This is a genomic window from Sphingomonas sp. CCH10-B3, from assembly GCF_001556185.1.
Classification (GTDB): domain Bacteria; phylum Pseudomonadota; class Alphaproteobacteria; order Sphingomonadales; family Sphingomonadaceae; genus Sphingomonas; species Sphingomonas aquatica.
Map to the genome: position 1 here is coordinate 1 of NZ_LSIJ01000024.1, position 26,323 is coordinate 26,323.

Here is a 26,323-nt window from a genome sequence, read left to right on the forward strand (position 1 = left end):
GTCTCCGGGTCGGGGGTCGGGGAGGGGGGAGCAGTGTGCGGGGCCGTGAAAAGACCGGCGAGTTGGTTCCGCCCGAACAGCGCCAGCACGGTCGCCAGAATTGCGAGCAACGGCCCCGGGTTGCGGCGGGCAGCGTCGACGGCGGCGCGTCCGAACTCGATGCCGGTCTCGCGGATTTCATCGATGGCCTCGCGGGCCAGCGCGCGCGGCGTGATACGCGACTGGATCTCGACGAGTGTCGCGGTCAGCGCATCGCGCGCGGCGCGGGCCTTGGCCTCGGCTTCGATCAGTTCCTGCCGCATCGTCAAAGCTTGTCCTCGATGTCGGTTGCCTTGCGCAGGCGTGCCAGCGCGAGCTGGACGAGCACCACCGCAATCACCAGCGCGCTCCCGACAACTGCCGCCGTTGCGCCGACAGCGCCCAAGGGTCGCCGCAGGATCACGATCAGCCCAACCAGCAGCGCAATGATCGCCGATTGGGCGAGCAGAAACGCCAGCAACAGGCTGACAATTGCCGTCCGCGCGTCGGCCAGCCGGTCAAACGCGCGCGCCCGATATAGCCGCAATTCCGCCCGCACGAACCGTTCGACATGGTCGATCAACCGCGCGAACAGCGCGGCGATGCTGTCGTCATCGGGTTCGGCGGGTGGGGTCGCCCGCTCGGGCTCAGGCGTCGACAGCGTCGTTTGCCCCAGCGGTGCCGGTGTCCTTGCTGGTGGCCGTCGCCTGCTCGTCGGACGAATCCAGGCCAGCCTTCACCAGCCGCGCAACGACGAAGCCGAGCGCGGCGGCAATGCCGATCGCGACTGCCGGCGACTTGCGCACGAAGCCCTGCACGTCAGCGACCAGATCGTCGATTTCCTTGGCCTTCAGGCCTTCGGAGAAGCTGGCGATGCTGTCGGCGGCGCTGCGGGCATATTGGCCGTAATTGGCGCCCAGCTTCTCGTCGACCGTATCGGCGGCATTGCCCATCAGCCGCGACACTTCGTCGAGCGCGTCCCCGGCACGGGCCTTGCCGTCGGCGGCAAGATCGCGTGCCTTTTCGGCGGCCTGCTTGGCGAAATTGGCGGCGCCGTCCTTGAACGACGCGCCGGCTTCACGGGCCGCATCGTCGGTTTGCTCGGCCGCGGTGGCGACCAGTTCGCCGGTTGCCGTGGCGGCGTCGTGAGCAGCGGTTGCGGCGTCATCAGCCGCCTTGTTGATCTCGTCGGTCATTTTGCGAAAAGCCCTTTCCCGATAATCCCCGACAACGCCCGGTGCCGAACCGCGTTCCGTGGCGTGAAGCCGAATTGCTCCGGCGCGGCGAAGGCGATAGAGCGCCCCCGCCGACCCGGTACCTTCGCCTATAAAGTAGGGAGATCATATCATGACCGCAATCATCGACATCCACGCGCGAACGATTGTCGACAGCCGCGGGAATCCGACGGTTGAGGTCGATGTGATGCTCGAAGACGGCAGCTTCGGTCGGGCGGCGGTGCCCTCGGGCGCGTCGACCGGCGCGCATGAAGCGGTCGAACGCCGCGACGGCGATGCCGATCTGTGGCTCGGCAAGGGCGTCCAGGGCGCGGTCGACGCCGTCAATGCCGATATCGCCGAGGCCGTGCTCGGCATGGACGCCGAGGATCAGGGCGACATCGACGGCGTGATGATCGAACTCGACGGCACCGACAACAAGTCGCGGCTCGGCGCCAACGCCATTCTGGGCGTCAGCCTCGCAGTCGCGAAAGCTGCTGCCGATGCCCGCGGCCTGCCGCTTTATCGCTATGTCGGCGGGGTTTCGGCGCATGTGCTGCCGGTGCCGATGATGAACATCATCAACGGCGGCCAGCATGCCGATAATCCGATTGATTTTCAGGAATTTATGATCGTGCCGGTCGGCGCGGACTCGCTGTTCGACGCGGTCCGCTGCGGCTCGGAAGTGTTCCACACGCTGAAGAAGGCACTGCACGAACGTGGCCTTGCGACGGCGGTCGGCGACGAAGGCGGCTTCGCGCCGAATCTCGCTTCGACCACCGACGCGCTCGATTTCATCATGCAGGCGGTCGAGAAGGCGGGCTACAAGCCCGGCGAGGACGTGATGCTCGCGCTCGACTGCGCGGCGACCGAATTCTTCAAGGACGGCGCCTATCACATCAGTGGCGAAGGCAAGGTGCTCGCGCCCGCCGAAATGGCCGACTATCTCGCCGACCTGACCCGCCGCTACCCGATCTTCTCGATCGAGGACGGGATGAGCGAGGATGATTTCGACGGGTGGAAAGCATTGACCGATCTGATCGGCGATCAGGTGCAACTCGTCGGCGACGATCTTTTCGTGACCAACCCGATGCGGCTCGCCGACGGCATCGACACCGGGCTGGCCAATTCGCTGCTGGTGAAAGTCAACCAGATCGGCACGCTCACCGAAACGCTCGCGGCCGTGTCGATGGCGCACCGTGCTGGCTATACTGCCGTCATGTCGCATCGTTCGGGCGAGACCGAAGACGCAACGATCGCCGATCTCGCGGTCGCCACCAATTGCGGGCAGATCAAGACCGGCAGCCTCGCGCGCAGTGACCGGCTCGCCAAGTACAACCAGCTGATCCGCATCGAAGAGGAACTGGGCGACGTCGCGCGCTATGCCGGGCTGTCGATCCTGCGCTGAGTCTTAATTGCGACAAAGCGTTGCGTTATCGGCGGTTGCCGCTTGACCGCCGAGTCGCGCTTGTGCAGAATCTGGTTAATGGACACACGCTCGACCTTTGCCAAAACGCTGCGCCGCGCAGCGGCACCCGCGCTGGCACTGATCGCAATGGCATTCTTCGGCGGCTACGCGATTGTCGGGGCGAATGGCGTGCTCGCCTACAGCGATTACAAGCGCCAGCTCGTCAAGCAGCAGGCAGTGTTTGCGCAGCTGGACAAGCAGCGTGCGGCACTCAAGAACCGCGTCGATCTGCTCGATCCCGACCATGCCAATCCCGACATGGTCGATCAGACTGCGCGCCAGAAGCTGAACGTCGTTCACCCCGACGAAGTGGTGTTGCCGCTGCGTTGATCGCCGGTGGCGCGCAGGTGATTGCACTTGGCCGCGAACTGGGCTTATAGCGCCAGCGCACTCCCCAGGCGAAAGAGGTCCACCCGACCGTGGCAAAAACCCCAGCGCGCAGCCGCAAAAGCGAACCGCTCCCCGTCAATCGCGAGCGTCCAAACGAACCGGAACGGTTCGTGGCGACGAAGGAGCAATTGCTCGAATTCTATCGCCAGATGCTGCTGATCCGCCGGTTCGAGGAAAAGGCCGGGCAGCTCTATGGCCTCGGCCTGATCGGCGGCTTCTGTCACCTTTACATCGGTCAGGAAGCGGTCGCGGTCGGCCTGCAATCGGCGCTGTCGGACAAGGACAGCGTGATCACCGGCTATCGCGATCATGGCCACATGCTGCTCTGCGGCATCCCGCCCAAGGATGTCATGGCCGAACTGACCGGGCGTGCTGCCGGCATTTCGAAGGGCAAGGGCGGCTCGATGCACATGTTCAGCGTCGAGCATAAATTCTATGGCGGTCACGGCATCGTCGGCGCGCAGGTGTCGCTCGGCACCGGCCTTGGCTTTGCGCACAAGTACAGCGGCGACGGCGGCGTCTGCCTTGCCTATTTCGGCGACGGCGCCGCCAATCAGGGCCAAGTGTACGAAAGCTTCAACATGGCCGAGCTGTGGAAGCTGCCGGTGATCTACGTCATCGAGAACAACCAATATGCGATGGGCACCAGCGTCAATCGCGCCTCGGCCGAGGATCAGCTGTTCCGACGCGGCGAATCGTTCCGCATCCCCGGCATTCAGGTTGACGGCATGGATGTGCTCGCGTGCCGCGGCGCCGCTGAGGAAGCGCTCGCCTGGGTGCGCAGCGGCAAGGGGCCGATAATTCTCGAGATGAAGACCTATCGCTATCGCGGCCATTCGATGTCGGACCCGGCGAAGTACCGCAGCCGTGACGAAGTGCAGGCCGTGCGCGACAAGTCCGACCCGATCGATCACGCCAAGAAGGAGCTCGAAGCGCTGGGCGTCGCCGAGGCCGAGCTGAAGGCGATCGAGCAGGACATCCGCAAGATCGTGAGCGAAGCCGCCGACTTCGCCGAGAGCACGCCCGAACCCGATGCGAGCGAACTCTATACCGACGTTCTGGTGGAGAGCTATTGAGATGGCGATCGAGCTGAAGATGCCCGCGCTTTCCCCGACGATGGAGGAGGGCACGCTTGCCAAATGGCTGGTGAAGGAAGGCGATGTCGTCAAATCGGGCGACATCCTCGCCGAAATCGAGACCGACAAGGCGACGATGGAATTCGAAGCCGTCGACGAAGGGACGATCGCCAGCATCCTGGTCGCCGAAGGGACCGACAATGTGAAGGTCGGCACCGTGATCGCGATGATCGCGGGTGAGGGCGAGGAAGCTACCCCCACACCCCCGCCGACCCCCGCTGCCGAAGCGCCTGCCACGGAGCAGAAGGCAGCTGAGTCGGACGCACCTGCGCCGAAAAAGGCCGACACTGGCACTGCGCAACTCGCCAGCAACAAAGCCGCAACCGTTGCCGATCCCGAAGTTCCCGCCGGTACCGAGATGGTCAAGCTGACGGTGCGCGAGGCGCTGCGCGATGCGATGGCCGAGGAAATGCGCCGCGACCCCCGCGTCTTCGTGATGGGCGAGGAAGTTGCGCAATATCAGGGCGCCTACAAAGTCACGCAGGGGCTGCTCGACGAATTCGGCGATGTCCGCGTCATTGACACGCCGATCACCGAATATGGCTTTGCCGGCGTCGGCACGGGGGCTGCGATGGGGGGCTTGAGGCCGATCGTCGAGTTCATGACCTTCAATTTCGCGATGCAGGCGATCGACCATATCGTCAATTCGGCGGCCAAGACCAATTACATGTCGGGCGGCCAGATGCGCTGCCCGATCGTGTTTCGCGGGCCCAATGGCGCCGCGAGCCGCGTCGCCGCGCAGCACAGCCAGAATTACGCGCCCTGGTATGCGAGCGTCCCCGGCCTGATCGTGATCGCGCCCTATGATGCCGCCGATGCCAAGGGGCTGATGAAGGCCGCGATCCGCAGCGAAGATCCGGTCGTATTCCTCGAAAACGAATTGCTCTATGGCCGCAGCTTCGAAGTGCCGAAGCTCGACGATCATGTTCTGCCGATCGGCAAGGCGCGGATCGTGCGGCCCGGCACGGACGTGACCATCGTCAGCTATTCGATCGGCGTCGGCATTGCGCTCGATGCTGCCGAGACGCTGGCGGGTGAAGGCATCCACGCCGAAGTGATCGACCTGCGCACGCTGCGCCCGCTCGACAAGCGCGCCGTGCTCGACAGCCTTGCCAAGACCAATCGCATGGTCGTGGTCGAGGAAGGCTGGCCGACCTGCTCGATCGCGTCGGAGATCATTGCGATCGCAATGGAGGAAGGCTTCGACGATCTCGACGCGCCCGTGCTGCGCGTCGCCAACGAAGACGTGCCGCTGCCCTATGCCGCCAATCTCGAAAAGCTTGCGCTGATCGATGCCGCGCGGGTCATGAGCGCGGTCAAGAAGGTCTGCTATCGCGGCTGAGCCTTGGGCTCAGGCCGCGAAGACGTTGCAGGTCGACCGCGTGGCGGCCGGGTTGGGGTTGTAGATCCGACTGAAGTCGCGGTTGTCGCGGATGATGTACGACGACATGAAGCGGATCTGCCGCGTGCCGAGGAAATAGGCCGTTACCAGCGGCTGATACTCGTAATTGACCTCGACGAACATCAGTCCCGACCCGGCTGGTGCGGAAATCAGCGCGCCGGGGTCGCCGACGCCGGAGGCAACGGTCGTCCCGGCGTTGCCGACGGTGGCGTCGGTGCCGGCAGTGGTCGTGGTCGAATAGCGCGAGTTGTACCCGGTGCCACTGCGCATCCCGATGCAACGCTGCCAGTGGATGCGCTGCACCGGGGCCGTGTCATAGGTCTGCTGGACATTTTCGACGCTTGACACGATGATCCGCCCGAACGTCGTCAGCCGGATGCCCCGACCCTGATAGCGCGCCGCCTGCAGCACGTCGTTCATATCGACTTCGCGCAATTGCTGCGTCGTCAGTGTCGCATCGGTGCCGACACGCGAGGCATTGTCGGCGAGGGAAAGTGCAATCTGGTTCACGCGCATGTTGACCAGCGCGAAGTTGGTCAATTCCATCGCATAGAGTGCAAATCCGGCCAGAAAGGGCAGGGTGAAGGCGAATTCGACCATCGCGACACCGCTGGAGTCGCGGCCAAGCCGCCGGAGAAGGCGAAGACGACGCATTATGTGCACACCGTTGCTTCTGCAGTTGTCGACTGGGTCGAATAGGGCTGGTTCTTGAGCAACGTCGACGAACTGATCGTCTGCGTGTTGCTGACGCCGAAGAAGCGCATGATCGGGAAAAGCCGCGGATAAGTGACCGTCATCGTGTAGAGCGCGACCGCATTGGCGCCACCCTGACCCGTCGTGCCCGGGTCTGAATCCCAGGTTTGGTTAGCATTCTGGTCGGTGTAGCATTCGCCGGTTTCGCGCGTACCGTTGCCGTTGGTGTCGACGAACGGCTCGGGCGCAACTTCGGTGAAGCTGTCATAGCTTTTGCGCGACGAACTGAAGGTCGCGCTCCGGGCGAGCTGACGCACAGAGGTCTGCACCTTGGCATCAATGGCCGTCGTATTGTTGGCGCCGCCTTCGATACCCGAATCGCGCCCGGCCTTCTGCACCGCGCCGTTGAGCACGCTTTGCAGATAGGCCTGATAAAGCACGTCGCTCAGCCCCATGAACAGCGCGAGCATCACCGGGGCGAGCAGCCCGAATTCGGTGATCGCATTGCCACGACGATCGCGCCACAGGCGCCGCATGCGCGCGATCATTGCGACACCCGCAGCCGCGCCACGCGCTGGGCGATGGTCTGGAACTTGTCGTTCAAATCGCTGCCGCTGGTCGACGACAGCGATTGCGACGGGCTGCTTGCGCACTGCTGCAGCTCGGGCGTTGCCGCCAGGCCGAGCGCGACCGTCCAGATGCTGATGTTCATCGACTTGGCCTTGGCGCACACCGCCAGGAAGCGCGCGTTGTGGTAATCCTCCTGACTGGTGAAGGTGCCGCCGGTCACGCGACGATCGAAATATTCGACGCCGTATTGGCCATAGATCGACACGTTGGGCGCCATGTCGCCGTCGGTCAGGAACACAATCACGCGGTTCGGCGGATTGCGACCCGGCCAGGCGGCCGTGTCATTGGCAAAAATGCCGGTCGGCGAGATCAGGCGGAGGCCCCAGATCATGCCGGTGTCGTGATAGGTGCCGCCGATCGGACGGAAATCGGTCGCATTGACGTAATTGGTCACGTCGGTCAGCGACATCGTCGCCAAGCGGCGCACCGGCTTGCCGCAGCTGTGCCAGCCCGCCTTCAGCAATTGCTGGTTGTTGTAGTTGAAATAGGACAGCGCCGTCGCGATGCTTGTCGTGTCACCGTTCGACGTGGTGTTGGCGGTGCTGCTATAGCCATAGGTGCCGCCAGTATAGTTGCGGCCATAGATCACCTGTGGCCACGCCGGGCGCCAGCGCGTCGCGTCGCTGGTCGGCACCAGATCCGGGTCGAGATCGGGCGGCAGGCTGTTGATATTGAAGGTCGACGATGCGGTGGTGTCGCGCTCCTCGATGCAGCCCTGCCAGCTGGCCGTGCCCGTATCGACGCGCGTCGGATCGTCGACCGAGGCATTGGTCAGCAAGCTGCTGACGTTGAGCGACGTCGGGCCATAGGTCCAGGTCGGGCCATAGACGATATCATAGACGCGGCAGCGCCCATTGTTGTTGGTCGCCCAGCTCACGGTCCGCTCGGTCGCCTGACCGGTCGCGCTATTATAGGTGAGCGGCGTCGCGGGATTTCGCGGGATCTTATAAGTGTCGCAGGTCGCTGAATTCATGTTGGTGTATTGGGCGATCTGCGTATTCGATATCTGATAGTCTGCGGTCACGCGACGCGACTGATACGTCCAGTTGGTCGTGGCATTGCCTGCGCCCCCAACCATATATTGGGGGTTGATCGACATGATCGCCTTCCCGGCGTTGACGACCGACGTGTAGGTGACAAAGCCGTAGCGGATGTTCGTTCCCGGCTGAACATTTGCCGCCATCGTGTTGTAAAAGCTGATGACGGCGGTGCGCAGCGCGGAAATGCGCGAGCCGGTTTTCTCGTTCACATAATAGCCATATGATCCCGGATAGCCGGCCACGCTGTCGTTGACGCTGCCCGATGCGGCGCCGAGCGCAGAGTCCGCCGGGCGCGTATAGGCAGACGTGCCCTGCGTGCCGACGCTGGCGGAGCAGGTCGCATTGTCTTCGCTCGGCAGACAGGCCATCGACCCGGTCGTGTCGAGCACGAACATGATGTCGGTATCGGCCAGATCGTAGCGCGCCTCGCAGGTCACGTTGATCGTCTGGTTGGGCATGCCGATGATCTTGGTCAGTGACATCGGCACCACGGCCGACGCAGTGCCCGAAACGCGGTTGTTGTTGGTTTTCGATGGCGTGAAGGTGACGCTGCTCGTCCCCAGCCAACCGGCTTTGAAATTATTGTTGAAGAAATTGGTCGCCTGGGTGGAGGAATTGGTGTCGAGCGTCGTCGCGGCGCTGTCGATCATGAAGCGGCGCCCGGCGAGCACGCCTGAGTCGCACGCCTGCTGCAGCCGCACCTTGACGAGGTAGAGTCGCGCCGTGTCGACGCTCGACCCCGCGATCACGATTGTCACCGTCAGCATGATTGCGGCCAGCGCCAGCACGTTGCCGCGCTGTTCACGCGCCAGCCGCGCGAGCAATCGCATCACGCCGCCATGCCCTGTGCTGCCCCTGCTCATCTGTTTTCAGCCCGAAAATAAGGTTCTTCGATCGTTGCGTTACTGTGTCCTTGGTTGCATCGGCTTAAGCAGGACTGGTTAACGTCGCGCTTACCCCGCTATGGGAGCGGCATGAGTTCGCAGTTGCCGCCGCCCGCCGATCCCGAAATCGCGCTGTCGATCAGCTATGCGCCGGTCGGGCGCCGGGCAGGCCTGACCGCGCTCTGGGCACTCGATGCGCAACTCGGCGCGACGCTGCGGCAGGCGAAGGACCCGATGGTCGCGCGGTTGCGGCTGACCTGGTGGTATGAAGCGCTCGGTCGGCTCGACACCGCGCCGCCGCCCGCGCAGCCGCTGCTGGCGGCGCTTGCCGAAACGTTGCTGCCGCACGGCGTCCGTGGGCAGGCGCTTGCCGCCATGACTGATGGCTGGGAAGCGTTGCTGCTGCCCGATCCGCTCGGCGACGAAGCGCTGGCCGATTATGCGCGCGGCCGTGGCGCGCTGTTCGCGCTCGCGGGCGATTTGCTGGGGGCAGCGAGCGATCCGCTGGTCGCAGCCGGACAGGGGTGGGCACTGATCGATCTCGCTGCGCATGTCCGCGCGCCTGATGTGGCGTTGCGCGCGCGTGCGCTGGCGGCGCCGCTGCTGGCCGAAGCCTTGGCGCCGCGCTGGCGTTCGGCAGGGCGACCGATGGGGGCCATTGCCGCGCTCGCTGCGCGCGACCTGCGCCGCCGGGATCGCGAGCCGAAAGGCGCGCCGGGGCGTGTGCTGCGGATGTTAAGACACCGGATTACCGGGCGTTAGGCTTCCGCTCGCGCCGCGGCTCGATTAGTCTGGCAGGCGGCAAGGGGGAGTCGCGGCGATGTGGCGGTATCTGGCAGGTGCAGTGGCGGCATTGCTGCTCGCCAGCGCGGGCGTGTTCTGGTTCAATTCCGGCGCGGCCAATCGCGGCGTTCAGCCGATCCTGCCCGCGCTGCCGCAGACGGCGGGGCAGGAGAGCGGCGCGCTGCCCGACGACATTCCCGAAGCGAGCGCCAAGACGCGCGAGCAGCGCCGCTTCGGGCGGCTCGACAAGGACAAGAACGGCAGCATCACCCGCGAGGAATATCTGGCGGCGCGGCGCAAGGCCTATGCCAAGCTCGACACCAATGGCGACGGGCGGCTCGATTTCGACGAATGGGCGATCAAGGCGACGACGAAGTTCGCTGGCGCCGACAAGGACAAGTCGGGTGCGCTGACGGCGACCGAATTCGCGACTACGGCGGTCGTGCGCAAGGCCCGGCCCAAGGCGAAATGCGTCTGTCCGCCGGTTACGTCGGCGCCTGCCGCCGCAGACGACGAGAATTAAGCGTAGGACCAATCACCTCCGTTCGTCCCGAGCGAAGTCGAGGGGTGGGCCATAAGCGACTGGCCCCGGGGCCTGTGTCTCGACTTCGCTTGACACGAACGGGGTAGCTTATGATTGCCCGCTTTCGAGCTTCAAGCCGCTAGCCACCCCTGCAAGGCTTCGCGCGCCCGTGCGGTGTAAAGCAACTTGCGATCCGCCTTCTTCGTCCGCCCCGTAATCGGCGGCATCAGCCCGAAATTGACGTTCATGGGCTGATAGGTCTCGGCCTCGGCCGCGCCGGTGATGTGGTGGAGCAGCGCCCCCAGCGCAGTCTCGACCGGCGGCGGCGTCATCGCCGCCCCGCGCAGTTCCGCCGCCGCGAAGCGCCCCGCGAGCAGCCCGATCGCCGCGCTTTCGACATAGCCTTCGCACCCCGTGATCTGCCCGGCGAAGCGCAGGCTCGGCCGCGCCTTCAGCCGCAGCGTCGGGTCGAGCAGCTCGGGCGAGCGGATGAAGGTGTTGCGGTGCAGCCCGCCCAGCCGGGCGAACTCGGCCTGCTCCAGCCCCGGGATCGTGCGGAACAGCCGCACCTGCTCGGCGTGCTTGAGCTTGGTCTGGAAGCCGACGATGTTCCACAAGGTGCCGCTGGCGTTGTCCTGCCGCAACTGCACCACCGCATAGGGCCAGCGCCCGGTCCTCGGATCATCAAGCCCGACCGGCTTCATCGGGCCATAGCGCAGCGTGTCGACCCCGCGCGCCGCCATCACTTCGATCGGCATGCAGCCTTCGAAATAGGGGACGTTCTCCCACTGCTTGAACTCGGTCTTCTCGCCGTCGATCAGCCCCTGATGAAAGGCGAGATACTGTTCCCGGTTCATCGGGCAGTTGATGTAATCCTTGGTCTCGCCCTTGTCCCAGCGCGACTGCATCCACGCGACCGACATGTCGATGCTGTCGTGGTGGACGATCGGCGCAATCGCATCGAAAAAGGCGAGCGCATCCTTGCCGGTCTCCGCGCCGATCGCCTCGGCGAGCCCCGGCGCGGTCAGCGGCCCGGTGGCGATGATCGCCGGCCCCTCGGGCAGCGCATCCACCCGCTCGCGCACGATGGTGACGTTGGGATGGCTGGCAAGCGCCGCCGTCACGCCGTCCGAAAAGCGATCGCGATCGACCGCGAGCGCCGAGCCTGCGGGCACCCGGTGCCGATCGCCCTCGCGCATGATCAGCGATCCGAGCGCGCGCATCTCGGCATGGAGCAGCCCGACCGCATTGCTCATCGCGTCGTCCGAGCGGAAGCTGTTCGAACAGACGAGCTCGGCAAGGCCATCGGTGTTGTGCGCGGGCGTGGTCGAACCCGAGCCGCGCATTTCGGACAGTTTCACGCGCAGGCCCGCCTCGGCAAGCTGCCACGCCGCCTCCGAACCGGCCAGCCCGCCGCCGATGATGTGGATGTCGTGGGTCATAGGCAAATCGTCATTCGGTTTTTTAGGTCTCTGGGGGAGGTTGCGGCGCGCCACGTCGAGATGGTTGCCATGATAGGTTTGTTTGTCGGCATTTGCGGGCTCTCCGGGCCCCGGTTCTAGCGGGGGGACTTGGGCATTCAACCTCTCGCGCCATCAAGCTGCGCCGCAATGGCCTTTTTCATGCCGATCCGGCAGAGCGGTGCGGGGAGGATGGGCAATGCAGTATCGCTGGCTTTTCTGGATCGCGGTCGCGGCGGGGGCGAGTTACTTTCCGGCGACCTGGGTGCTGCCCGATGGCGCGGCGCTGACGGCGTGGAAAGGCTCGGGCGTCGGCTTGCTCGCGCTCTGGGCAGCGCTCAACGCACGCTCAGCCAGCGGCTGGACGATTGCCGCCGTGCTCGCACTTGGCGCAACCGGCGACGTGCTGCTCGATGCAATCGGGCTGACGGTCGGCGCCGTGGCCTTCCTTGCCGGGCATTTGCTGGCAACCGGCTTCTATTGGGTCTGGCGGCGCGAGGATTTACGGGCGAGCGCGCCGATCGCGATCGGGCGGCTGCTCCTCATCCCGGCAATTGCGTGGTTCATGCCTGCCGATCGCGCGGCGGCGCCGGGGATTGCGCTCTACGCTGGCGGGCTCGCGCTAATGGCGGCAGCGGCGTGGGTCAGCCGTTTCCCGCGCTTGCTGGTGTCGCGCGGTGCGCTGTTCTTCGCTGCGAGCGATTTGCTGATTTTCGCGCGGATGGGGCCGCTGGAGGGATCGGCGGCGCCCGATCTGCTGGTCTGGCCGCTCTATTTCGGCGGGCAGGCGATGATTGCGTGGGGGGTGGTCGGCTATCTGCGGAGGGGTGCGGGGACGGGTTAGCGTGCTGGCCCTCTTATCCCCCACCGCTCGTGTCGAGCGTACTCGAGACGCAGGCCCCACGCACACCGCTTTCGGCCTGTTTCTCGACTTCGCTCGAAACAAACGAGGGATGGCGGGGATGTCTTGACCTACGCCCCTTCGGCCAAGATCGCCTCGATCGTCGTGCGCAGCGAATCGCGGGTCTGGTACAGCCAGTTGCCCGAGCCGCGGCCCTTTGGCTCTTCCCATTTCTCGGTGATTTCGATCGCGAGTTGATGCGGATCGACCGGCAAACCGGCAGTGCGCTTCGCGGCAATCGCGTCCTTGATTTCGGTGCGAAGGACGGCGTCAATGTCCATGAGCTTCAGTCTCCTTGGAGGCGCACTATGCCCCGATTCACCGGTGCTGGGAATATGCCCCTGAGACCATGAGCGAAGACAGGTGACGCGATCAGCCAGCGACCGGCAGCATCACCTGACCATTCGCGTCGCGCTGTAGCGGGCCATATGCAACCACCGCCGACAGCGGCAACGGACCATAAATGTGCGGGAACAGCTGGCCGCCGCGCGACGGCTCCCACTTCACCGTCGCGCCCAGCGCCGGAAGGTCGACGGCAGCAACCCACAGGTCGCTCTGCCCTGCGAAATGTTTGTCGACTGTCTCGGTCAGCTGGGCGGCGGTCGACAGATGCACATAGCCATCGGCAAGGTCGATCGGCGCCCCTGCAAAGCTGCCGTCGCGCTCGAGCATCGCCATTTGCTCGGCGGTGAGCACCTTGTACGCGGTCGACGTTTGCATGCGTTACCCAATCTTGGTAATTTGTCGGCGGAGGTATGCGACCATGCGCAACACGTCAATCGCACTCAGCGATCACTGGGTAAAGTTCACCGCCGATCTGGTCGCCAGCGGCCGCTATGGCTCGACCAGCGAAGTCGTGCGCGAAGGGCTTAGGCTGGTGGAGGCGCGCGAGGCCATGCTGGTGCAGTTGCGTGCCGCACTAATCGAAGGCGAGAACAGCGGCCCCGTGGTCCCGTGGGACCTGAAAGAATTCTTGGCTGAAATGCATGCGGAGCATCAGGCGCGCCAATGATGCGCGTGACGATCCGCCCCGCAGCGCGGCAGGATATCGCAGCGATCTGGAGGTACACCGCTGCGACTTGGGACGTGCCACAAGCTGACGCCTATGTTACCGCGTTGGACGACGCGATCATGCGCCTAGCGAGCAAACCCGGATCGGTGCCGCGCTGCGACTGGATTCGGCCCGGTTACCGCCGCCTCAAGGCAGGATCGCACTATGTCTTCGCGCGGATCGAAGGCGACCAAGTCATCATCGTTCGGGTACTCCATGAACGAATGAACTTTGCAGATCACCTGGACATCGATGGCGGTTCGAACGAAGACGAGGGATAATGAACGATCAATCGACCGGTGGTTCCACCTCCGCTGAGCCATCGTCGCCATCATCGCTCTCACTGATCTTCGCGGCACTCACGACATGCTCGTCCTTGCCGACGTCGAACAGCTTTACCCCCGCCGAGCCACGGCCGATGACGCGCAGCGAATCGAGCGGCATGCGGATCAGCTTGGCCTGGTCGGTCACCAGCATCAGCTGGTCGTCGCGTGTCGCCGGGAAGCTGGCGACGACGGGGCCATTGCGGGCGATGTTGTCGATGTTGGTAATGCCCTGGCCACCGCGCCCGATGCGGCGATAATCATAGGCCGACGACAACTTGCCATAGCCATTGGCGCACACCGTCAGAATGAACTGCTCGCGCGCCTGCAATTCGGCGAAGCGCTCGGCATCCATCGCCGGTTCGCCGTCCTTCTCGGGCTTCCACGGCGCGAACTTCAGATAATCCTCGCGCTCTTCCTGCGTCGTGCCGACACGGTGGAGCACCGACAGCGAAATCACCGCATCGCCATTCTTCAGCGCAATTCCGCGCACCCCGGTCGAATTGCGGCTCTGGAACTCGCGCACGTCATCGCCGGCGAAGCGGATCGCCTTGCCGTCGCGCGTCGCGAGCAGCACGTCGTCGCCCGCATCGAGCAGCGCGACACCGATCAGCGTGTCGTCGGCATCCTCGCCGTCGAACTTCATCGCGATCTTGCCGTTCGACGGCACGTTGGTGAAGGCATCCATCGAATTGCGGCGCACATTGCCCTTGGCGGTCGCGAACATCACGTGCAGCGCACCCCATTCGGCCTCGTCCTCGGGTAGCGGCAGCACGGTCGAGATCGTCTCGCCATCGGCGAGTGGCAGCAGGTTGACCATCGGCCGCCCGCGCGTCGCGGGGCCGCCCTCGGGCAGCTTCCACACCTTCAGGCGGTAAACCTTGCCGTGCGTCGAGAAGAACAGGACGGGCGTGTGGGTGCTGGTGACGAACAGATTGGTGACGGCATCCTCGTCCTTGGTCGCCATGCCCGAACGGCCCTTGCCGCCGCGCGCCTGGGCGCGGAAGGTGTCGAGCGGGGTGCGCTTGATATAGCCCTGGAGCGTGACGGTGACGACCATCGCTTCGCGCTCGATCAGGTCTTCGTCCTCGATCCCGTCGGCAGCGGCGGCAATCTCGGTCTTGCGCGGGGTGGCGAAGGCCGCGCGCACCTCGACCAGCTCTTCGCGCATCACCGCGTAGAGCTTGGCGCGGTCGGCGAGGATCGCGAGCAGCTCGGTGATCGATTCGGCCAGCGTCTTGAGTTCGTCGCCGATCTCGTCACGGCCGAGCGCGGTCAGCCGGTGGAGCCGCAGGTCGAGGATCGCGCGCACCTGAATGTCGGAGAGCGTATAGGTGTCGCCCTCGATCTCGGCCTCGACCGCTTCGACGAGCCGGATATAGGGCAGGATTTCGGCTACCGGCCAAGCGCGAGCGGCGAGCGCGGCGCGGGCGATGGCGGGGTTGGCCGACGACCGGATGATCCGCACCACTTCGTCCATGTTGGTGACGGCGATCACCAGCCCGAGCAAGATATGCGCGCGCTCGCGAGCCTTGAGCAGTTCGAACTTCGACCGCCGCGTGATAACTTCCTCGCGGAACTTGATGAACGCGTCGATGATGTCGCGCAGCGTCAGCGTCTCGGGACGCCCGCCGCGGATCGCGAGCATGTTGGCGGGGAAGCTCGATTGCGCCGGCGTGTGCCGCCACAGCTGGTTGAGCACGACTTCGGGCGTCGCATCGCGCTTCAGGTCGATGACGATGCGCACGCCTTCGCGATTCGATTCGTCGCGGATGTCGCTGATGCCCTCGACGCGCTTGTCCTTGGCGGCTTCGGCGATCTTTTCGACGAGCGCGTTCTTGCCCGACTGATAGGGGATCTCGGTCAGCACGATCGAGCGGCGGTCGCCGCGACTTTCCTCGATCTCGTGGCGCGACCGCACGATGATCGACCCGCGACCCTCGGCATAGGCGTTCCGGCAGCCGCTGCGGCCCAGGATGATCGCGCCGGTCGGGAAGTCGGGACCGGGGACGATCTCCATCAGCTCTTCGATCGTCAGCGGATCGCCGCCGCTGACCGCGCGGTCGATCGTCGCAAGGCACGCGTCGACGACTTCGCCCAGATTATGCGGCGGGATGTTGGTCGCCATGCCGACCGCAATGCCGCCCGCGCCGTTGACGAGAATGTTGGGGAAGCGGGCAGGAAGCACCGACGGCTCTTCGCGCGAGCCATCATAGTTGGGCGTGAAGTCGACCGTATCCTTGTCGATATCGCCGAGCAGCGTCATCGCCGCCTTGGTCAGCCGCGCTTCGGTGTAGCGCATCGACGCCGGCATATCCGGGTCCATCGACCCGAAATTGCCCTGGCCGTCCATCAGCGTGACACGCATCGCCCAGTCCTGCGCGAGGCGGGCGAGCGCCATGTAGATCGAGCTGTCGCCGTGCGGGTGGTAATTACCCATCACGTCGCCGACGATCTTGGCGCATTTGCGGTACGGCTTGCCGGGGACGAAGCCGCCTTCGAGGCTCGAATAAAGGATGCGGCGGTGCACCGGTTTCAGCCCGTCGCGCACATCGGGCAGCGCGCGCGCGACGATGACGCTCATCGCATAGTCGAGGTAGCTCGACCGCATCTCGTCGACGATGCTGATCGGGGAAATATCGGAAGGGTCGGCGAGCAGGGTCTCGTCGGTCAATGCACGGTGCTTTCGGAAAGAAGGGTGTTTCGTTTCTGTGACGGTTCTAGCCCGCCCGATGGCCTTTGTCACCCTCGCGCGCGTGCGTGCGCGCGAGGCGATGGATCAGGGCGCCACCTCGACCCCGTCCCACGCGAACAGCTTGCCGCTGTCGGGCGGGCGCAGGCCGTCGAGCACGTCGAGCAGCTGCACCGCCGCGCGCCCGGCATCGAACAGCCGCCCCGGCGCGACATTGCCCTGAAAGGGCTTGGACAGCGCCGTATCGACCGTGCCGGGATGCAGCGCCACGACGATCGAGCTCGAATTGCGGCGCTGCTCCTCGATCGCGATCGTGCGGATCAGCTGGTTGAGCGCTGCCTTCGACGCGCGATAGCCGTGCCAGCCGCCCAGCCGGTTGTCTGAAATGCTCCCCACGCGCGCCGACAGCGCGGCGAAGATGCAGCGGCCGGACTTGGGCATCAGCGGCAGGAAATGCTTGGCGACCAAAGCGGGGCCGATCGCATTGATCGCGAAGTTGCGCGCGAGCCACGCCGGATCGAGCTCTTTCAGGGCTTTCTCGGGGCCGCGGGTGCCGTCGTGCAGTAGTCCCGTTGCCACGACCACCAGCGTCGGCGGCGGCCCCTTGGCAACTTCGGCTGCGGCGGCAGCGATGCTCGCTTCATCCGCGATGTCGATGTGGCCAGCCCCGGTGAAGGAGCGGGCGAAGCGGTGCACGGCTCCATGGCTCGCTTCGTCCTCGATCGCGTCGGCAATCGCGGCGCCGATCCCGCCCGATGCGCCGATGATTACGGCGGACGGTGCAATGCTGTGCGTCATTTTTCCCTCTCGGTCGTTACCGCTGCGTCTAGGGCTGGTGCGGCGCCGTTCAAAGCCCGTTCACCGCATCGTCGCTAGGGCGGTGCGGTGCATTGGGTTGAACGCTGCTGCGCGCGCCTTTAAGGCGACGACCAACATGAACACATCAATCGCCCTCGGGAGGAGATTTCTGACATGGTGACTCTGGCGAAGATTGGAACCGGGGCAGCGCGCGCTGCGATTCTGCTGGTCGGCGCGGCCGCTATCGCGATGCCGGCTACCGCCGTGGCCAAGGAAAAGAAGAAGGAAGAGGCGCCCGCCGGTCCCCAGCTGAGCCCGGAATTCCGCAAGGCCGCGGTTCCCGCCGACCAGGCGCTGCGTGCGATCAACGACAAGCTCAAGGTGTCGATGGCGACCGATGTTTCGGCCGACCTTACCGCTGCCGATCCGCTCGTCGCGGCTGCCGAGGCGGCGGCCAAGACCGAAGACGATACCTATTACAAGCTGAGCCTGCGCCTGAAGCTCGAGGATATGAGGGCGCAGGCTGCCTCAAAGGGCGATGCCAACCTCTATCGTCAGAAGGAAGGGCCGCTGATCGAGCCGCTGAAGGCGCTCATCGCGCACCCGCGCAGCTCGCAGGCCGAACGCGCCATCTACCTCAATCGCCTTGGCGAGCATGCCTATGACCTGAAGGACTATGCCGGCGCGCTGGCCTATTTCCAGCAGGCGAAGGCTGCGGGGTCGACGGCCAGCAATCTTGGCCTGAACATCGTCCGCGCCAAGACCGAGGGCGGCGACATCGCCGGTGGGATCGCCGAAATGAAGGCGCTGATCGCGGCCGAGCGCGCCGCTGGCCGGACGCCGCCCGAAAGCTGGTATCTTTATGCGCGCGCCAAGGCGAACGGCGCGAAGATGACGGTCGAGTTCCTCGACTGGACGAAGGTGTGGCTCGCCGCCTATCCGACGGCCAAGAATTGGCGCGACGCGCTGGTCTATTACGGCTTCCAGGGCCCCTATAAGCTCGACAAGCGCGAGCGGATCGACATCTGGCGCCTGCTGCGCATGGCCAAGTCGCTGGGCGACCAGAATGACTATGCCGAATATGCCCAGAACCTGTTCGACGTCGGTCTGCCCGAGGAAGCCAAGGCCGTGATCGAGGAGGGCCGCGCGGCAGGCAAGGTGCCCGCAACCGGCGGGCCGAATGCGATGATCATGAGCGACGCGGTGGCCGCGATCAAGGCCGAAGGGCCGCTTGATGCGCTCGCCAAGAAGGCGGCGGCAGCGCCCAACGGCATCCTCGCCGCGGCGACCGGCGACGGCTATCTGGGCGCAGGCGATTATGCCCATGCGATCGAACTCTACCAGCTTGCGCTGAAGAAGGGCGGCGTTGCCAAGCCCGAGGAAGTACTGACTCACCTGGCGATTGCGCAGGCGCGGTCGGGCGACCGGGCAAGCGCCAAGGCGACCTTTGCGATGGTGAAGTCGCCGCCGCGCGCCGACATCGCCAGCTTCTGGATGCTGTGGCTGGATAGCACCCCGGCGGCCTGACGATCACGCCCCCGCCATCCGCATCAGGATGGCGGGGCGCTCTGATGCTCAGTCTTCGAGATTGACCGGAATGCCCGGTACGGCTTTTGCCGTCCGGATCGTCAGCGACGTCTTGACGCTGGCGACATTGGGCGCCGTCGTCAGCCGCGACGTCAGAATTTCCTGAAAGGATTTCAGGTCGGTCGCGACCAGCTTCAGGATGAAATCGATCTCGCCGTTCAGCATGTGGCATTCGCGGACTTCGGGAATCGCGGCGATGTGGCTTTCGAACGCCGCCAGATCGGATTCGGCCTGGCTGCGCAGCGACACCATCGCGAACACGGTGATCGGATAGCCGAGGGTGGCGGCGTCGAGGTCGGCATGATAGCCGCGGATCGCGCCTTGCTCCTCGAGCGCGCGGACGCGGCGCAGGCACGGCGGCGCCGTGAGTCCCACCCGTTCGGCGAGATCGACATTGGTCATGCGGCCATCTTCCTGCAGCAGATCGAGAATCTGCCGATCGATGCGATCGAACGCCATGCCCATCCCTTCCGGTTTGTGAACAAATCAATACTCAGGCGGCGCTATCCTATTATATAATTGCCCGCAAACGCAATTGTCCCACATTGTGACGTGCCAAAAAGAACGGTTCCCTTGGCCGTCCGCCCGCGGTTAAGAAATCCTTACGATGGCGCTCGTCAGGCGCGCCGAGGGACCGTGATTTGCGCTTCGACGACAGTCTTTCCACCGTGTTGGCCACCGACGTCTCGACGCCCTTCGGTGCGCAGACGGCATGGCGGCAGCTTGTCGATCTCGTCGGGCGCGGGCGCGCAGAAGCGACGATGGACACAATGGCGACGCTGCGCGACCTGCGCGCCCGCGTGCCCGCCAAGATTCGCGCGGCATCGGCGCGGGCGCTGACCTATGCCGCGCCGCCCGCGCCACTGGTGCGGCTGTTCGCCGAGGATGATGCCAGTGTCGCGGCGCCAGTCCTGCGCACGGCGCGCCTGCCGGCAAGCGACTGGACAGCAATGCTCGTCGCGATGTCGGCGCAGGGCCGCGCCATCCTGCGCCATCGGCGCGACCTGCCGCCGGAGGTGATGCGCGCACTTGGCGATTTCGGCCCGGTCGATTTCGTGCTGTCGGTCGATCCGGCGCGTGTGCCATCGGCAGATGGCCCGGCAGAGGCGTCGCGCAACCGGCCCGTTGCCGCATGGGACGCGCTGGTCGCCGACCTGGAGGCGGACGCGGCGGCGCCGTCCCCGCCCGAGGCTGTGCCCGTCGACGAATCGACCTTCGCATCCTTTGCCAGCGTCGCGCAGGCGCTGCCCGCCGTCGTCGAGGCGCATCGTCAGCTCGGATGCGGCGAGACCGCCGAGGCGCCTGCGGCGGATGCACCCGGGCTGCCCGCCGCCGAGCCCGCGTCTGGGACGTTCCAGATTCCGGACATCGTCGCGCGCATCGACGCTTTCCGTCGCCAGCGCGACGAAGCCGCCGCGGTGCCGTCTGCGTCGCCGGTCCCGTTGCGTGCGCCAACGGCTCCTGCGCGCCGCTTCCAGTTCGAAACCGATGCCGACGGCATCATCCGCTGGGTCGACGGTGTCGATCGCAGCGCGGTGATCGGCATTTCGATCGCTTATGGCGCGGCCGGCGCTGCTGCTGTGGACGGCAATGCGACCGGGGCGTTCCGCCGCCGCGCCCGGCTCGACGATGCCCGGCTCGAAATCGCCGGCCAGTCGGCCGCGTCGGGTGCCTGGCGCATTTCCGCCATGCCGTGCTTCGATCGGGTGAGCGGCACCTTCATCGGCTATCGCGGTGCCGCCCGCCGCCCGCGTGCCGACGAGCAGGCACATATCGAAAGCGGCTCGGTGGATTCGCTGCGCCAGCTCGTCCACGAACTGCGCACGCCGACCACGGCGATCGCGGGCTTTGCCGAAATGATCGAAAGCGAAATGCTCGGGCCGGTCGGCGCGGCCTATCGCGGCTATGCCGGGACGATCGTCGAGCAGGCGCGGGCGCTGCTGGGGGCGATCGATGATCTCGATCTGGCGACGCGAATCGAATCGCGCGCGCTCGATCTGCGGCCAAGCGACGTGCCGCTCGCGCCGATATTGGTCCGGGTGCTGAAGGACCTCGAGCCACTCGCGACGCTGCGCGGCGCCGAGACGACGCTCGACATCGGTTACGATGTGCTTGCCAAGGGCGATGATCGCGTGATCGAGCGGTTGCTCGCGCGGCTGATTGCGGTGCTGGTATCGGCGGCGCGCGCGGGGGAGACAATCGCGGTGCTGGCGACGCGCGAGGACAGCGACGCCGTGGTCCGGCTGACGCGTCCCGAAGCGCTGATCGTTGCGACGGGCAATAGCGCGCCTCTGGCGATCGACGCCGAGGAAGAGGCGGCGGCGGGCGCGCCGCTGCTGGGGTCGGGCTTTGCGCTCCGGCTGGCGATGAACCTTGCCCGCGAGCTGGGTGGTACGCTCCTCATCGGCGAGACGCGCTTGACTTTGCGGCTGCCCGCCGCCTTTGCTGGCGATATGGGACAGGCGTCGACCAACTGATCGCGATGGCGGGATTTTCGCCGCCGGTGCCGGCGCCCGCCGCGCTTGTCGACTGGCCCGACAGTTTCGGTACGCACTTTACCGTCTTCGTCGATACCGAGGAGGAATTCGACTGGCGCGCCGATTTCGCGCGCGCCGGGCACAGCACCCAATCGGTATCCGCGATCCCGGCGGCACATGCCCGCTTCGCCGATCGCAGTGTGCCACTCGTCTATCTGGTCGATTATCCGATCGCGACCGATCCGCGTGCGGTCGATATCCTGCGCGCCGTGCTCGCCGATGGCCGGTCGACGATCGGCACCCAGCTTCACCCCTGGGTCAACCCGCCGTTCGACGAGGCGCTGAGCCCAGCCAACAGCTATGTCGGCAATCTGCCCGAAGCCGTCGAAGCGGCCAAGCTCGACGTGCTGACGGCGGCGATCACCAGCGCTTTCGGGGCGCGACCGGTCGTCTATCGCGCGGGGCGCTATGGCATCGGGCCCAACAGTTGGCGGCTGCTGGTCGAGCGCGGCTATCGCATCGATAGTTCGATCCGCGCGCATTATGACTATCGCGCCGATGGCGGCCCCGATTTCACCGCGGTCGGCAGTGCCGCCTTTCACTGTGGTCCCGACAATGCGCTGATCGAGTTGCCACTGACGACGGTCTTCACCGGGGTGCTGCGGCGGCGCGGCGAGACGCTGTACGGCACGTTGGGTCGCGTGCCGCGTGGCCGGGGCGTGGCGGCGCGCACGGGGCTGTTGTCGCGCGTATCGCTCACGCCCGAAGGGATGCCGCTGTCCGACGCGCTCGAAGCCGTGCGCGTGGCCGTGGGCGAGGGGACGCGCCTGCTGAATTTCGCTTTCCATTCGCCCTCGCTCGCGCCGGGGCACACGCCCTATGTCCGCAATGCCGCCGACCTCGTGGCCTTCCATCGCTGGTGGGACGGCGTGCTCGACCTGCTCGACCGGCTCGGCGCGCGGCCGGCGACGATTGGCGATCTGCTCGACGCCTGCTGAAACTTGCGCCCGCGCGCGCGCTTGCCTAGTCGGAGGCCAAGGGCCTGTAGCTCAATGGTAGAGCCAGCCGCTCATAACGGCCAGGTTGCGGGTTCGAATCCTGCCGGGCCCACCAATGCCCTGCCACGCAGCGCGCTTGCATCGCGCCGCACTCGCCCCTAAGCCCCGCTCGATCCGAAGCGTGTCAGCGTCGGGGAGTGGCGCAGTCTGGTAGCGCGCCTGCTTTGGGAGCAGGATGTCGCAGGTTCGAATCCTGTCTCCCCGACCACGCTTGCGCGACGTCGCCGATGGGCCGTTAAAGCGCGCGCATGACTAAATTTTCCATGCGTGCTCATTTGGAACCATTGGCTGACGATGTGTAACAAATCCGTCATTTGGCATCGTTACGGCCCTAACGATTTTTTAACGATCGTCGGCCCGCCGATTGGGCCAATTGGGGGCTGAGATGGCGGATGTTGGCGCGCGCGGCACGAAAATTGCCGGGTCGGACGAGTTTGCAGGACAGGCGACCGATAATGCCGCCAGGCTTTTCCTCGACGCCAATTACTTCAGCACGCTGTCGGCAGGCGACTCTACGACAAATGGCGTGACGAGCGCAGCGCCGCTGGTTCTGGCGCCGGAGCTGGAGAGCCAGTCGCAGCAGAAGCCCGGTACCGTCTTCGCGCCGCAGCCACAGCAGATCAATGCGGGGCAAGTCGCCTCGATCGCCTTTACGGCCGTTCAGTCGGACAACAGCGGCGGTGCGGGCGGCGATTATTTCCAGTTCGTGCTGCTGGCGCCCGTTACGACGGGCACGACGATCTACTTCACCGACAACGGCTATCGGACCGACGTTTCGGCGTTTCGCACGAATGAAAATATGTTGCGCTGGGTTGCGCAGTCGAATCTGGCGGCGGGCACCGTCGTTTCATTCGTCGCTCCCCTCGGGGCCGGCCCTGCCAGCACCGCCGAGTGGACCGGGATTACCCCGAGTTCCGGCGCGACTTTGGGGACGGCGGCCTTCGGGTTGGCCACGGCTGGTGACAATATCACGGCGCTCGTCAACCCGACATTCGGCGGCACCGATGCTTTGACCGGAACGGCGATTGCCGCGATCACTTGGGGCGGCGCGACTTTTTCGCCGACCTTTACCGCATCCAGCGGCAATGGAACGACGGCTTTGCCTCCCGGTCTCACCGACGGTGTCAATGCTGTCTCGATCGCCGCCACCGACAACGGGCTCTACACCGGAACAACGTTTGCCGGCACCCAAGATCAATTGCTTGCCGCGCTGAACAACGAGGGAAATTGGTCGACCAGCACGAACCCCTTCACGACCTTTGCCCCCGCGACCGCGTTCACCGTTCAGCCCAGCGGCGCGTTTTCGATCAACGACCCGGTAGCGGTTGCCGAAGGCAACAGCGGCACGACGGCGATCACCTTCACGGTCACGCGCTCGGGAACCAACCTGTTTGGCGCCGCAAGCGTCGATTGGGCGCTCGACTTCACGGGTGTCAGCAACCCGGCCAACGGCGCCGATTTCTCGGGCAGCACGAGCGGGACCGTCAATTTCGCGACCGATCAGACGACCGCGACGATCACCGTCAACGTTGCCGGTGACGTGGCGATCGAGCCAAACGAGAATTTCCGCGTCGTCCTGTCCAACAATACGGCCGGCACGACGACTTCGGATAACAGCGGCACTGGCACGATCACCAATGATGACCTGCCCAATGTCGCGCCGACCTTCGCTGTCTCGACCTTCGCAACGACCCGCGTGTCGACCACAGGTGCAGGCGCCCAGCAGACCGGCGGCGGTGCCACGACGGGGGCGAACGGCACGCTGTCGGTGTCGGCGGACGGCACGCGGCTGGTGTTCCAAAGCAGCGCGACGAACCTTGTCAGCGGCGACACCAATGCTGTTGCCGATACTTTCGTGAAAGATCTGGTGACCGGCGCGGTCACGCGCGTCTCGGTCGGCACGACAGGCGCGCAACTCGGTGCGGCGTCGACCCTTGGGATCATTTCGCCCGACGGCACCCGGATTCTGTTCAACAACAACAGTAATGTTTCCATATATGATACGGCGACCGGGACCTCGTCGGTGGCTTCCGCAACGACGGGCGGGGCCGGCTTGGGCCAAAGCTTTGCCGGGGTGTTCTCGCCCGACGGCACCCGGATCGCCTTCTTCAGCTACAACAGCGGTGCAGCCGGAGACACCAACGGCAATGGCGACATCTATTTGAAGACGCTCGTCAGCGGGGCCACCCAGACCGGCGCGCTCACGTGGATTTCGCTGACGTCGACGGGGGGTGTTGGCAACAACCAGAACGACAAGATGCCCTTGTTCTCGGGCGACGGCGCCCGCATCGCGTGGTCGACCGATTCGACCAATATGGTGCCGAACGACACCAACGGCGTTTACGACGTCGTCATCCGCGACATCGCGACCAACAATCTGTCGCGGGTGTCGACCACCAGCACTGGCGTGCAGGGCAACGGCCACAGCACGCTCGGCAGCATCAATTTCGATGGCACCAAGGTCGTCATCATCAGCGCGGCGACCAATTTCACGTCGGGCGCCGATGCCAATGGCGCGCAGCAAGACATTTTCATCAAGGATCTGACGACCGGCTCGCTGACATTGGTGTCGTCGTCGGCCGCAGGGGTGCAGAGCAACGGCACCAGCCTGGGCGGCATATTGTCGCCCGACGGCACCCGCGTCGCTTTCATCAGCAATGCCACCAATCTGGTCGCGGGCGACACCAATGGCCAGTATGACCTGTTCGTCAAGACGCTCGCCACGGGTGCCATCCAGCGCATTTCCACCGCGACCGACGGCACGCAAGGCAATGGCGGCTTCGGGACGCTGGGCCAGTTTTCGAGCAACTTCATCACCTGGTCGCCCGACAGCTCGACCGTCTATTACACCAGCGATTCGACCAATCTGGTGGCGGGCGACACCAATGCCCAAGCTGATGTTTTCGCGACCTTCCTTGGCGCGGGAGCGACACAGGGGTATGTCGAGAATGGCCCGGCGGTTCAGCTGGTCTCGAACGTCACGGTCGGCGACCCAGACAGCGCCGTCTATGCCGGCGGCACGCTGACGATTGCGATCACTGGCGGGGCGGCCACGGGCGATGTGCTGTCGCTGTCGGGCACTGGCATCACCGTGTCGGGCACTGACGTCAGCTATAACAGCACGGTCATCGGTACGCTGACCGCGAGCGCGACCAGCCTGTCGATCGCGCTCAATGCTTCGGCAACCGACGCGGCGGTGCAGGCGATCACGCAAGCCGCGCGCTTCGCCAACACGACCGAAGCACCCGCGACGGCGGCCCGCACGATTACATTCACGCTGGTCGATGGCGGCGGCACGACCGGTGGCGGCAACGACACCGCGAGCTTCACGCGGACGGTATCGGCGGTCTCGGTCAATGACGCCCCTGCGGGCACCGACGGGAGCGTCACGGTTGGCACGGGCACCACGCGCGCCTTTACCGCTGCCGACTTCGGTTTCAGCGATATCGACGGCAACAGCCTGGCGGCGGTCCGCATCACCACGCTGCCCAGCGCAGGCACGATTTTCTACGACGCGGACGGGGCGGGCGGCAGCCTGACCTACACCGCCGCGGCAAGCGCAGGCACGCCCGGCTTCACGTTCCAGGTGCAGGACAATGGCGGCACCGCAAACGGTGGCGTCGATCTCGACCAGAGCGCGAACACGCTCACGCTCAACGTCACGCCGCTCAACAATGCGCCTGCAGGCACCAACGCGACGCTGACGATCAGCGAGGACGCCCCGCGCACGCTAACGGCGACGGACTTCGGGTTCTCCGACACCGACGGCAACAACCTGCTCGCTGTCACGATCAC

Annotated in this window: 25 protein-coding genes and 2 tRNA genes; 15 read left to right on the forward strand and 12 right to left on the reverse strand. The window is 65.3% G+C overall.

Annotation, left to right across the window (positions count from 1 at the left end; genetic code table 11):
- The 3 genes from AX672_RS05660 to AX672_RS05670 all read right to left on the reverse strand — a co-directional run.
- Window positions 1–302: hypothetical protein (locus AX672_RS05660; protein ID WP_066649596.1), on the reverse strand; the 302-nt coding region annotated here is incomplete at its 3' end.
- A gap of 2 nt (window positions 303–304) precedes the next feature.
- Window positions 305–601, reverse strand: coding sequence for a hypothetical protein (locus AX672_RS05665; RefSeq protein ID WP_066649598.1), 297 nt, complete (start codon window positions 599–601; stop codon window positions 305–307).
- Window positions 602–665: 64 nt separating this feature from the next.
- The gene (locus AX672_RS05670) at window positions 666–1,214 is read right to left on the reverse strand and encodes a hypothetical protein (RefSeq protein WP_066649601.1); all 549 of its coding nucleotides are present in this window, start codon (window positions 1,212–1,214) and stop codon (window positions 666–668) included.
- Between the two features lie 151 nt (window positions 1,215–1,365).
- On the opposite strand from AX672_RS05670, the gene eno reads away from it, so the two are divergent.
- From eno to AX672_RS05690, 4 genes are all read left to right on the forward strand, one after another.
- Window positions 1,366–2,640 (forward strand): phosphopyruvate hydratase, encoded by a 1,275-nt coding sequence (eno, locus tag AX672_RS05675; protein ID WP_066649606.1) that lies wholly within the window; start codon window positions 1,366–1,368, stop codon window positions 2,638–2,640.
- A gap of 78 nt (window positions 2,641–2,718) precedes the next feature.
- Window positions 2,719–3,030 (forward strand): FtsB family cell division protein, encoded by a 312-nt coding sequence (locus AX672_RS05680; RefSeq protein WP_066649608.1) that lies wholly within the window; start codon window positions 2,719–2,721, stop codon window positions 3,028–3,030.
- 89 nt (window positions 3,031–3,119) lie between these two features.
- A complete protein-coding gene (pdhA, locus tag AX672_RS05685; RefSeq protein ID WP_066649610.1) occupies window positions 3,120–4,166 on the forward strand; it encodes a pyruvate dehydrogenase (acetyl-transferring) E1 component subunit alpha in 1,047 nt (348 codons plus the stop codon).
- A gap of 1 nt (window position 4,167) precedes the next feature.
- Window positions 4,168–5,568 (forward strand): pyruvate dehydrogenase complex E1 component subunit beta, encoded by a 1,401-nt coding sequence (locus AX672_RS05690; RefSeq protein ID WP_066649627.1) that lies wholly within the window; start codon window positions 4,168–4,170, stop codon window positions 5,566–5,568.
- A 9-nt stretch (window positions 5,569–5,577) separates the two neighbouring features.
- On the opposite strand, the gene AX672_RS05695 is transcribed toward AX672_RS05690, so the two are convergent.
- From AX672_RS05695 to AX672_RS05705, 3 genes are read right to left on the reverse strand one after another with little or no spacing between them, the layout of a single operon-like run.
- Window positions 5,578–6,228, reverse strand: a complete 651-nt coding sequence (locus AX672_RS05695) for a hypothetical protein (RefSeq protein WP_231731166.1) — start codon at window positions 6,226–6,228, stop codon at window positions 5,578–5,580.
- 53 nt (window positions 6,229–6,281) lie between these two features.
- Window positions 6,282–6,857, reverse strand: a complete 576-nt coding sequence (locus AX672_RS05700; RefSeq protein WP_082730403.1) for a TadE/TadG family type IV pilus assembly protein — start codon at window positions 6,855–6,857, stop codon at window positions 6,282–6,284.
- Between the two features lie 8 nt (window positions 6,858–6,865).
- Window positions 6,866–8,854 (reverse strand): TadE/TadG family type IV pilus assembly protein, encoded by a 1,989-nt coding sequence (locus AX672_RS05705; RefSeq protein ID WP_082730401.1) that lies wholly within the window; start codon window positions 8,852–8,854, stop codon window positions 6,866–6,868.
- A 111-nt stretch (window positions 8,855–8,965) separates the two neighbouring features.
- Between AX672_RS05705 and AX672_RS05710 the strand changes: the two genes are divergently transcribed.
- Window positions 8,966–9,637, forward strand: coding sequence for a squalene/phytoene synthase family protein (locus AX672_RS05710; RefSeq protein WP_066649642.1), 672 nt, complete (start codon window positions 8,966–8,968; stop codon window positions 9,635–9,637).
- Window positions 9,638–9,695: 58 nt separating this feature from the next.
- Window positions 9,696–10,181 carry an EF-hand domain-containing protein gene (locus AX672_RS05715; protein WP_066649644.1) on the forward strand — a complete coding sequence of 162 codons (486 nt, stop codon included), beginning with the start codon at window positions 9,696–9,698 and terminating at the stop codon, window positions 10,179–10,181.
- Between the two features lie 131 nt (window positions 10,182–10,312).
- On the opposite strand, the gene trmFO is transcribed toward AX672_RS05715, so the two are convergent.
- Entirely contained in the window at window positions 10,313–11,623 is a 1,311-nt protein-coding gene (gene trmFO, locus AX672_RS05720) for a methylenetetrahydrofolate--tRNA-(uracil(54)-C(5))-methyltransferase (FADH(2)-oxidizing) TrmFO (RefSeq protein ID WP_066649647.1), read from the reverse strand.
- A gap of 217 nt (window positions 11,624–11,840) precedes the next feature.
- Between trmFO and AX672_RS05725 the strand changes: the two genes are divergently transcribed.
- On the forward strand, window positions 11,841–12,485 hold the full coding sequence (locus AX672_RS05725) for a lysoplasmalogenase family protein (protein ID WP_066649654.1): 645 nt from the start codon (window positions 11,841–11,843) through the stop codon (window positions 12,483–12,485).
- A gap of 128 nt (window positions 12,486–12,613) precedes the next feature.
- Here AX672_RS05725 and AX672_RS05730 read toward each other — a convergent pair whose 3' ends face one another.
- A complete protein-coding gene (locus tag AX672_RS05730; protein ID WP_066649661.1) occupies window positions 12,614–12,823 on the reverse strand; it encodes a hypothetical protein in 210 nt (69 codons plus the stop codon).
- Window positions 12,824–12,914: 91 nt separating this feature from the next.
- A complete protein-coding gene (locus AX672_RS05735) occupies window positions 12,915–13,262 on the reverse strand; it encodes a DUF952 domain-containing protein (RefSeq protein ID WP_066649663.1) in 348 nt (115 codons plus the stop codon).
- A gap of 43 nt (window positions 13,263–13,305) precedes the next feature.
- Between AX672_RS05735 and AX672_RS05740 the strand changes: the two genes are divergently transcribed.
- A complete protein-coding gene (locus AX672_RS05740) occupies window positions 13,306–13,554 on the forward strand; it encodes a type II toxin-antitoxin system ParD family antitoxin (protein ID WP_066649665.1) in 249 nt (82 codons plus the stop codon).
- The gene (locus tag AX672_RS05745; protein WP_202189249.1) at window positions 13,554–13,874 is read left to right on the forward strand and encodes a type II toxin-antitoxin system RelE/ParE family toxin; all 321 of its coding nucleotides are present in this window, start codon (window positions 13,554–13,556) and stop codon (window positions 13,872–13,874) included. Before AX672_RS05740 ends, AX672_RS05745 begins: the two co-directional genes overlap by 1 nt.
- 7 nt (window positions 13,875–13,881) lie before the next feature.
- Here the strand turns inward: AX672_RS05745 and gyrA are convergent, their stop codons facing one another.
- Window positions 13,882–16,590, reverse strand: a complete 2,709-nt coding sequence (gyrA, locus tag AX672_RS05750) for a DNA gyrase subunit A (RefSeq protein WP_066649670.1) — start codon at window positions 16,588–16,590, stop codon at window positions 13,882–13,884.
- A 105-nt stretch (window positions 16,591–16,695) separates the two neighbouring features.
- Window positions 16,696–17,406: an SDR family NAD(P)-dependent oxidoreductase gene (locus AX672_RS05755; protein ID WP_066649673.1), complete on the reverse strand. Its 711-nt coding sequence runs from the start codon at window positions 17,404–17,406 to the stop codon at window positions 16,696–16,698.
- A gap of 174 nt (window positions 17,407–17,580) precedes the next feature.
- Between AX672_RS05755 and AX672_RS05760 the strand changes: the two genes are divergently transcribed.
- Window positions 17,581–18,933 (forward strand): hypothetical protein, encoded by a 1,353-nt coding sequence (locus tag AX672_RS05760; protein ID WP_066649675.1) that lies wholly within the window; start codon window positions 17,581–17,583, stop codon window positions 18,931–18,933.
- A 48-nt stretch (window positions 18,934–18,981) separates the two neighbouring features.
- Here AX672_RS05760 and AX672_RS05765 read toward each other — a convergent pair whose 3' ends face one another.
- On the reverse strand, window positions 18,982–19,452 hold the full coding sequence (locus AX672_RS05765) for an Lrp/AsnC family transcriptional regulator (RefSeq protein WP_066649693.1): 471 nt from the start codon (window positions 19,450–19,452) through the stop codon (window positions 18,982–18,984).
- Window positions 19,453–19,634: 182 nt separating this feature from the next.
- Between AX672_RS05765 and AX672_RS05770 the strand changes: the two genes are divergently transcribed.
- From AX672_RS05770 to AX672_RS05790, 5 genes are all read left to right on the forward strand, one after another.
- The gene (locus tag AX672_RS05770; protein WP_066649678.1) at window positions 19,635–21,470 is read left to right on the forward strand and encodes a sensor histidine kinase; all 1,836 of its coding nucleotides are present in this window, start codon (window positions 19,635–19,637) and stop codon (window positions 21,468–21,470) included.
- 5 nt (window positions 21,471–21,475) lie between these two features.
- Window positions 21,476–22,468, forward strand: coding sequence for a polysaccharide deacetylase family protein (locus AX672_RS05775; protein ID WP_066649681.1), 993 nt, complete (start codon window positions 21,476–21,478; stop codon window positions 22,466–22,468).
- Between the two features lie 40 nt (window positions 22,469–22,508).
- A tRNA-Ile gene (locus tag AX672_RS05780) sits at window positions 22,509–22,583 on the forward strand.
- A 76-nt stretch (window positions 22,584–22,659) separates the two neighbouring features.
- Window positions 22,660–22,736, forward strand: a tRNA-Pro gene (locus tag AX672_RS05785).
- A 177-nt stretch (window positions 22,737–22,913) separates the two neighbouring features.
- The coding region (locus tag AX672_RS05790; protein ID WP_082730402.1) for a beta strand repeat-containing protein at window positions 22,914–26,323 on the forward strand (3,410 nt) is incomplete at its 3' end.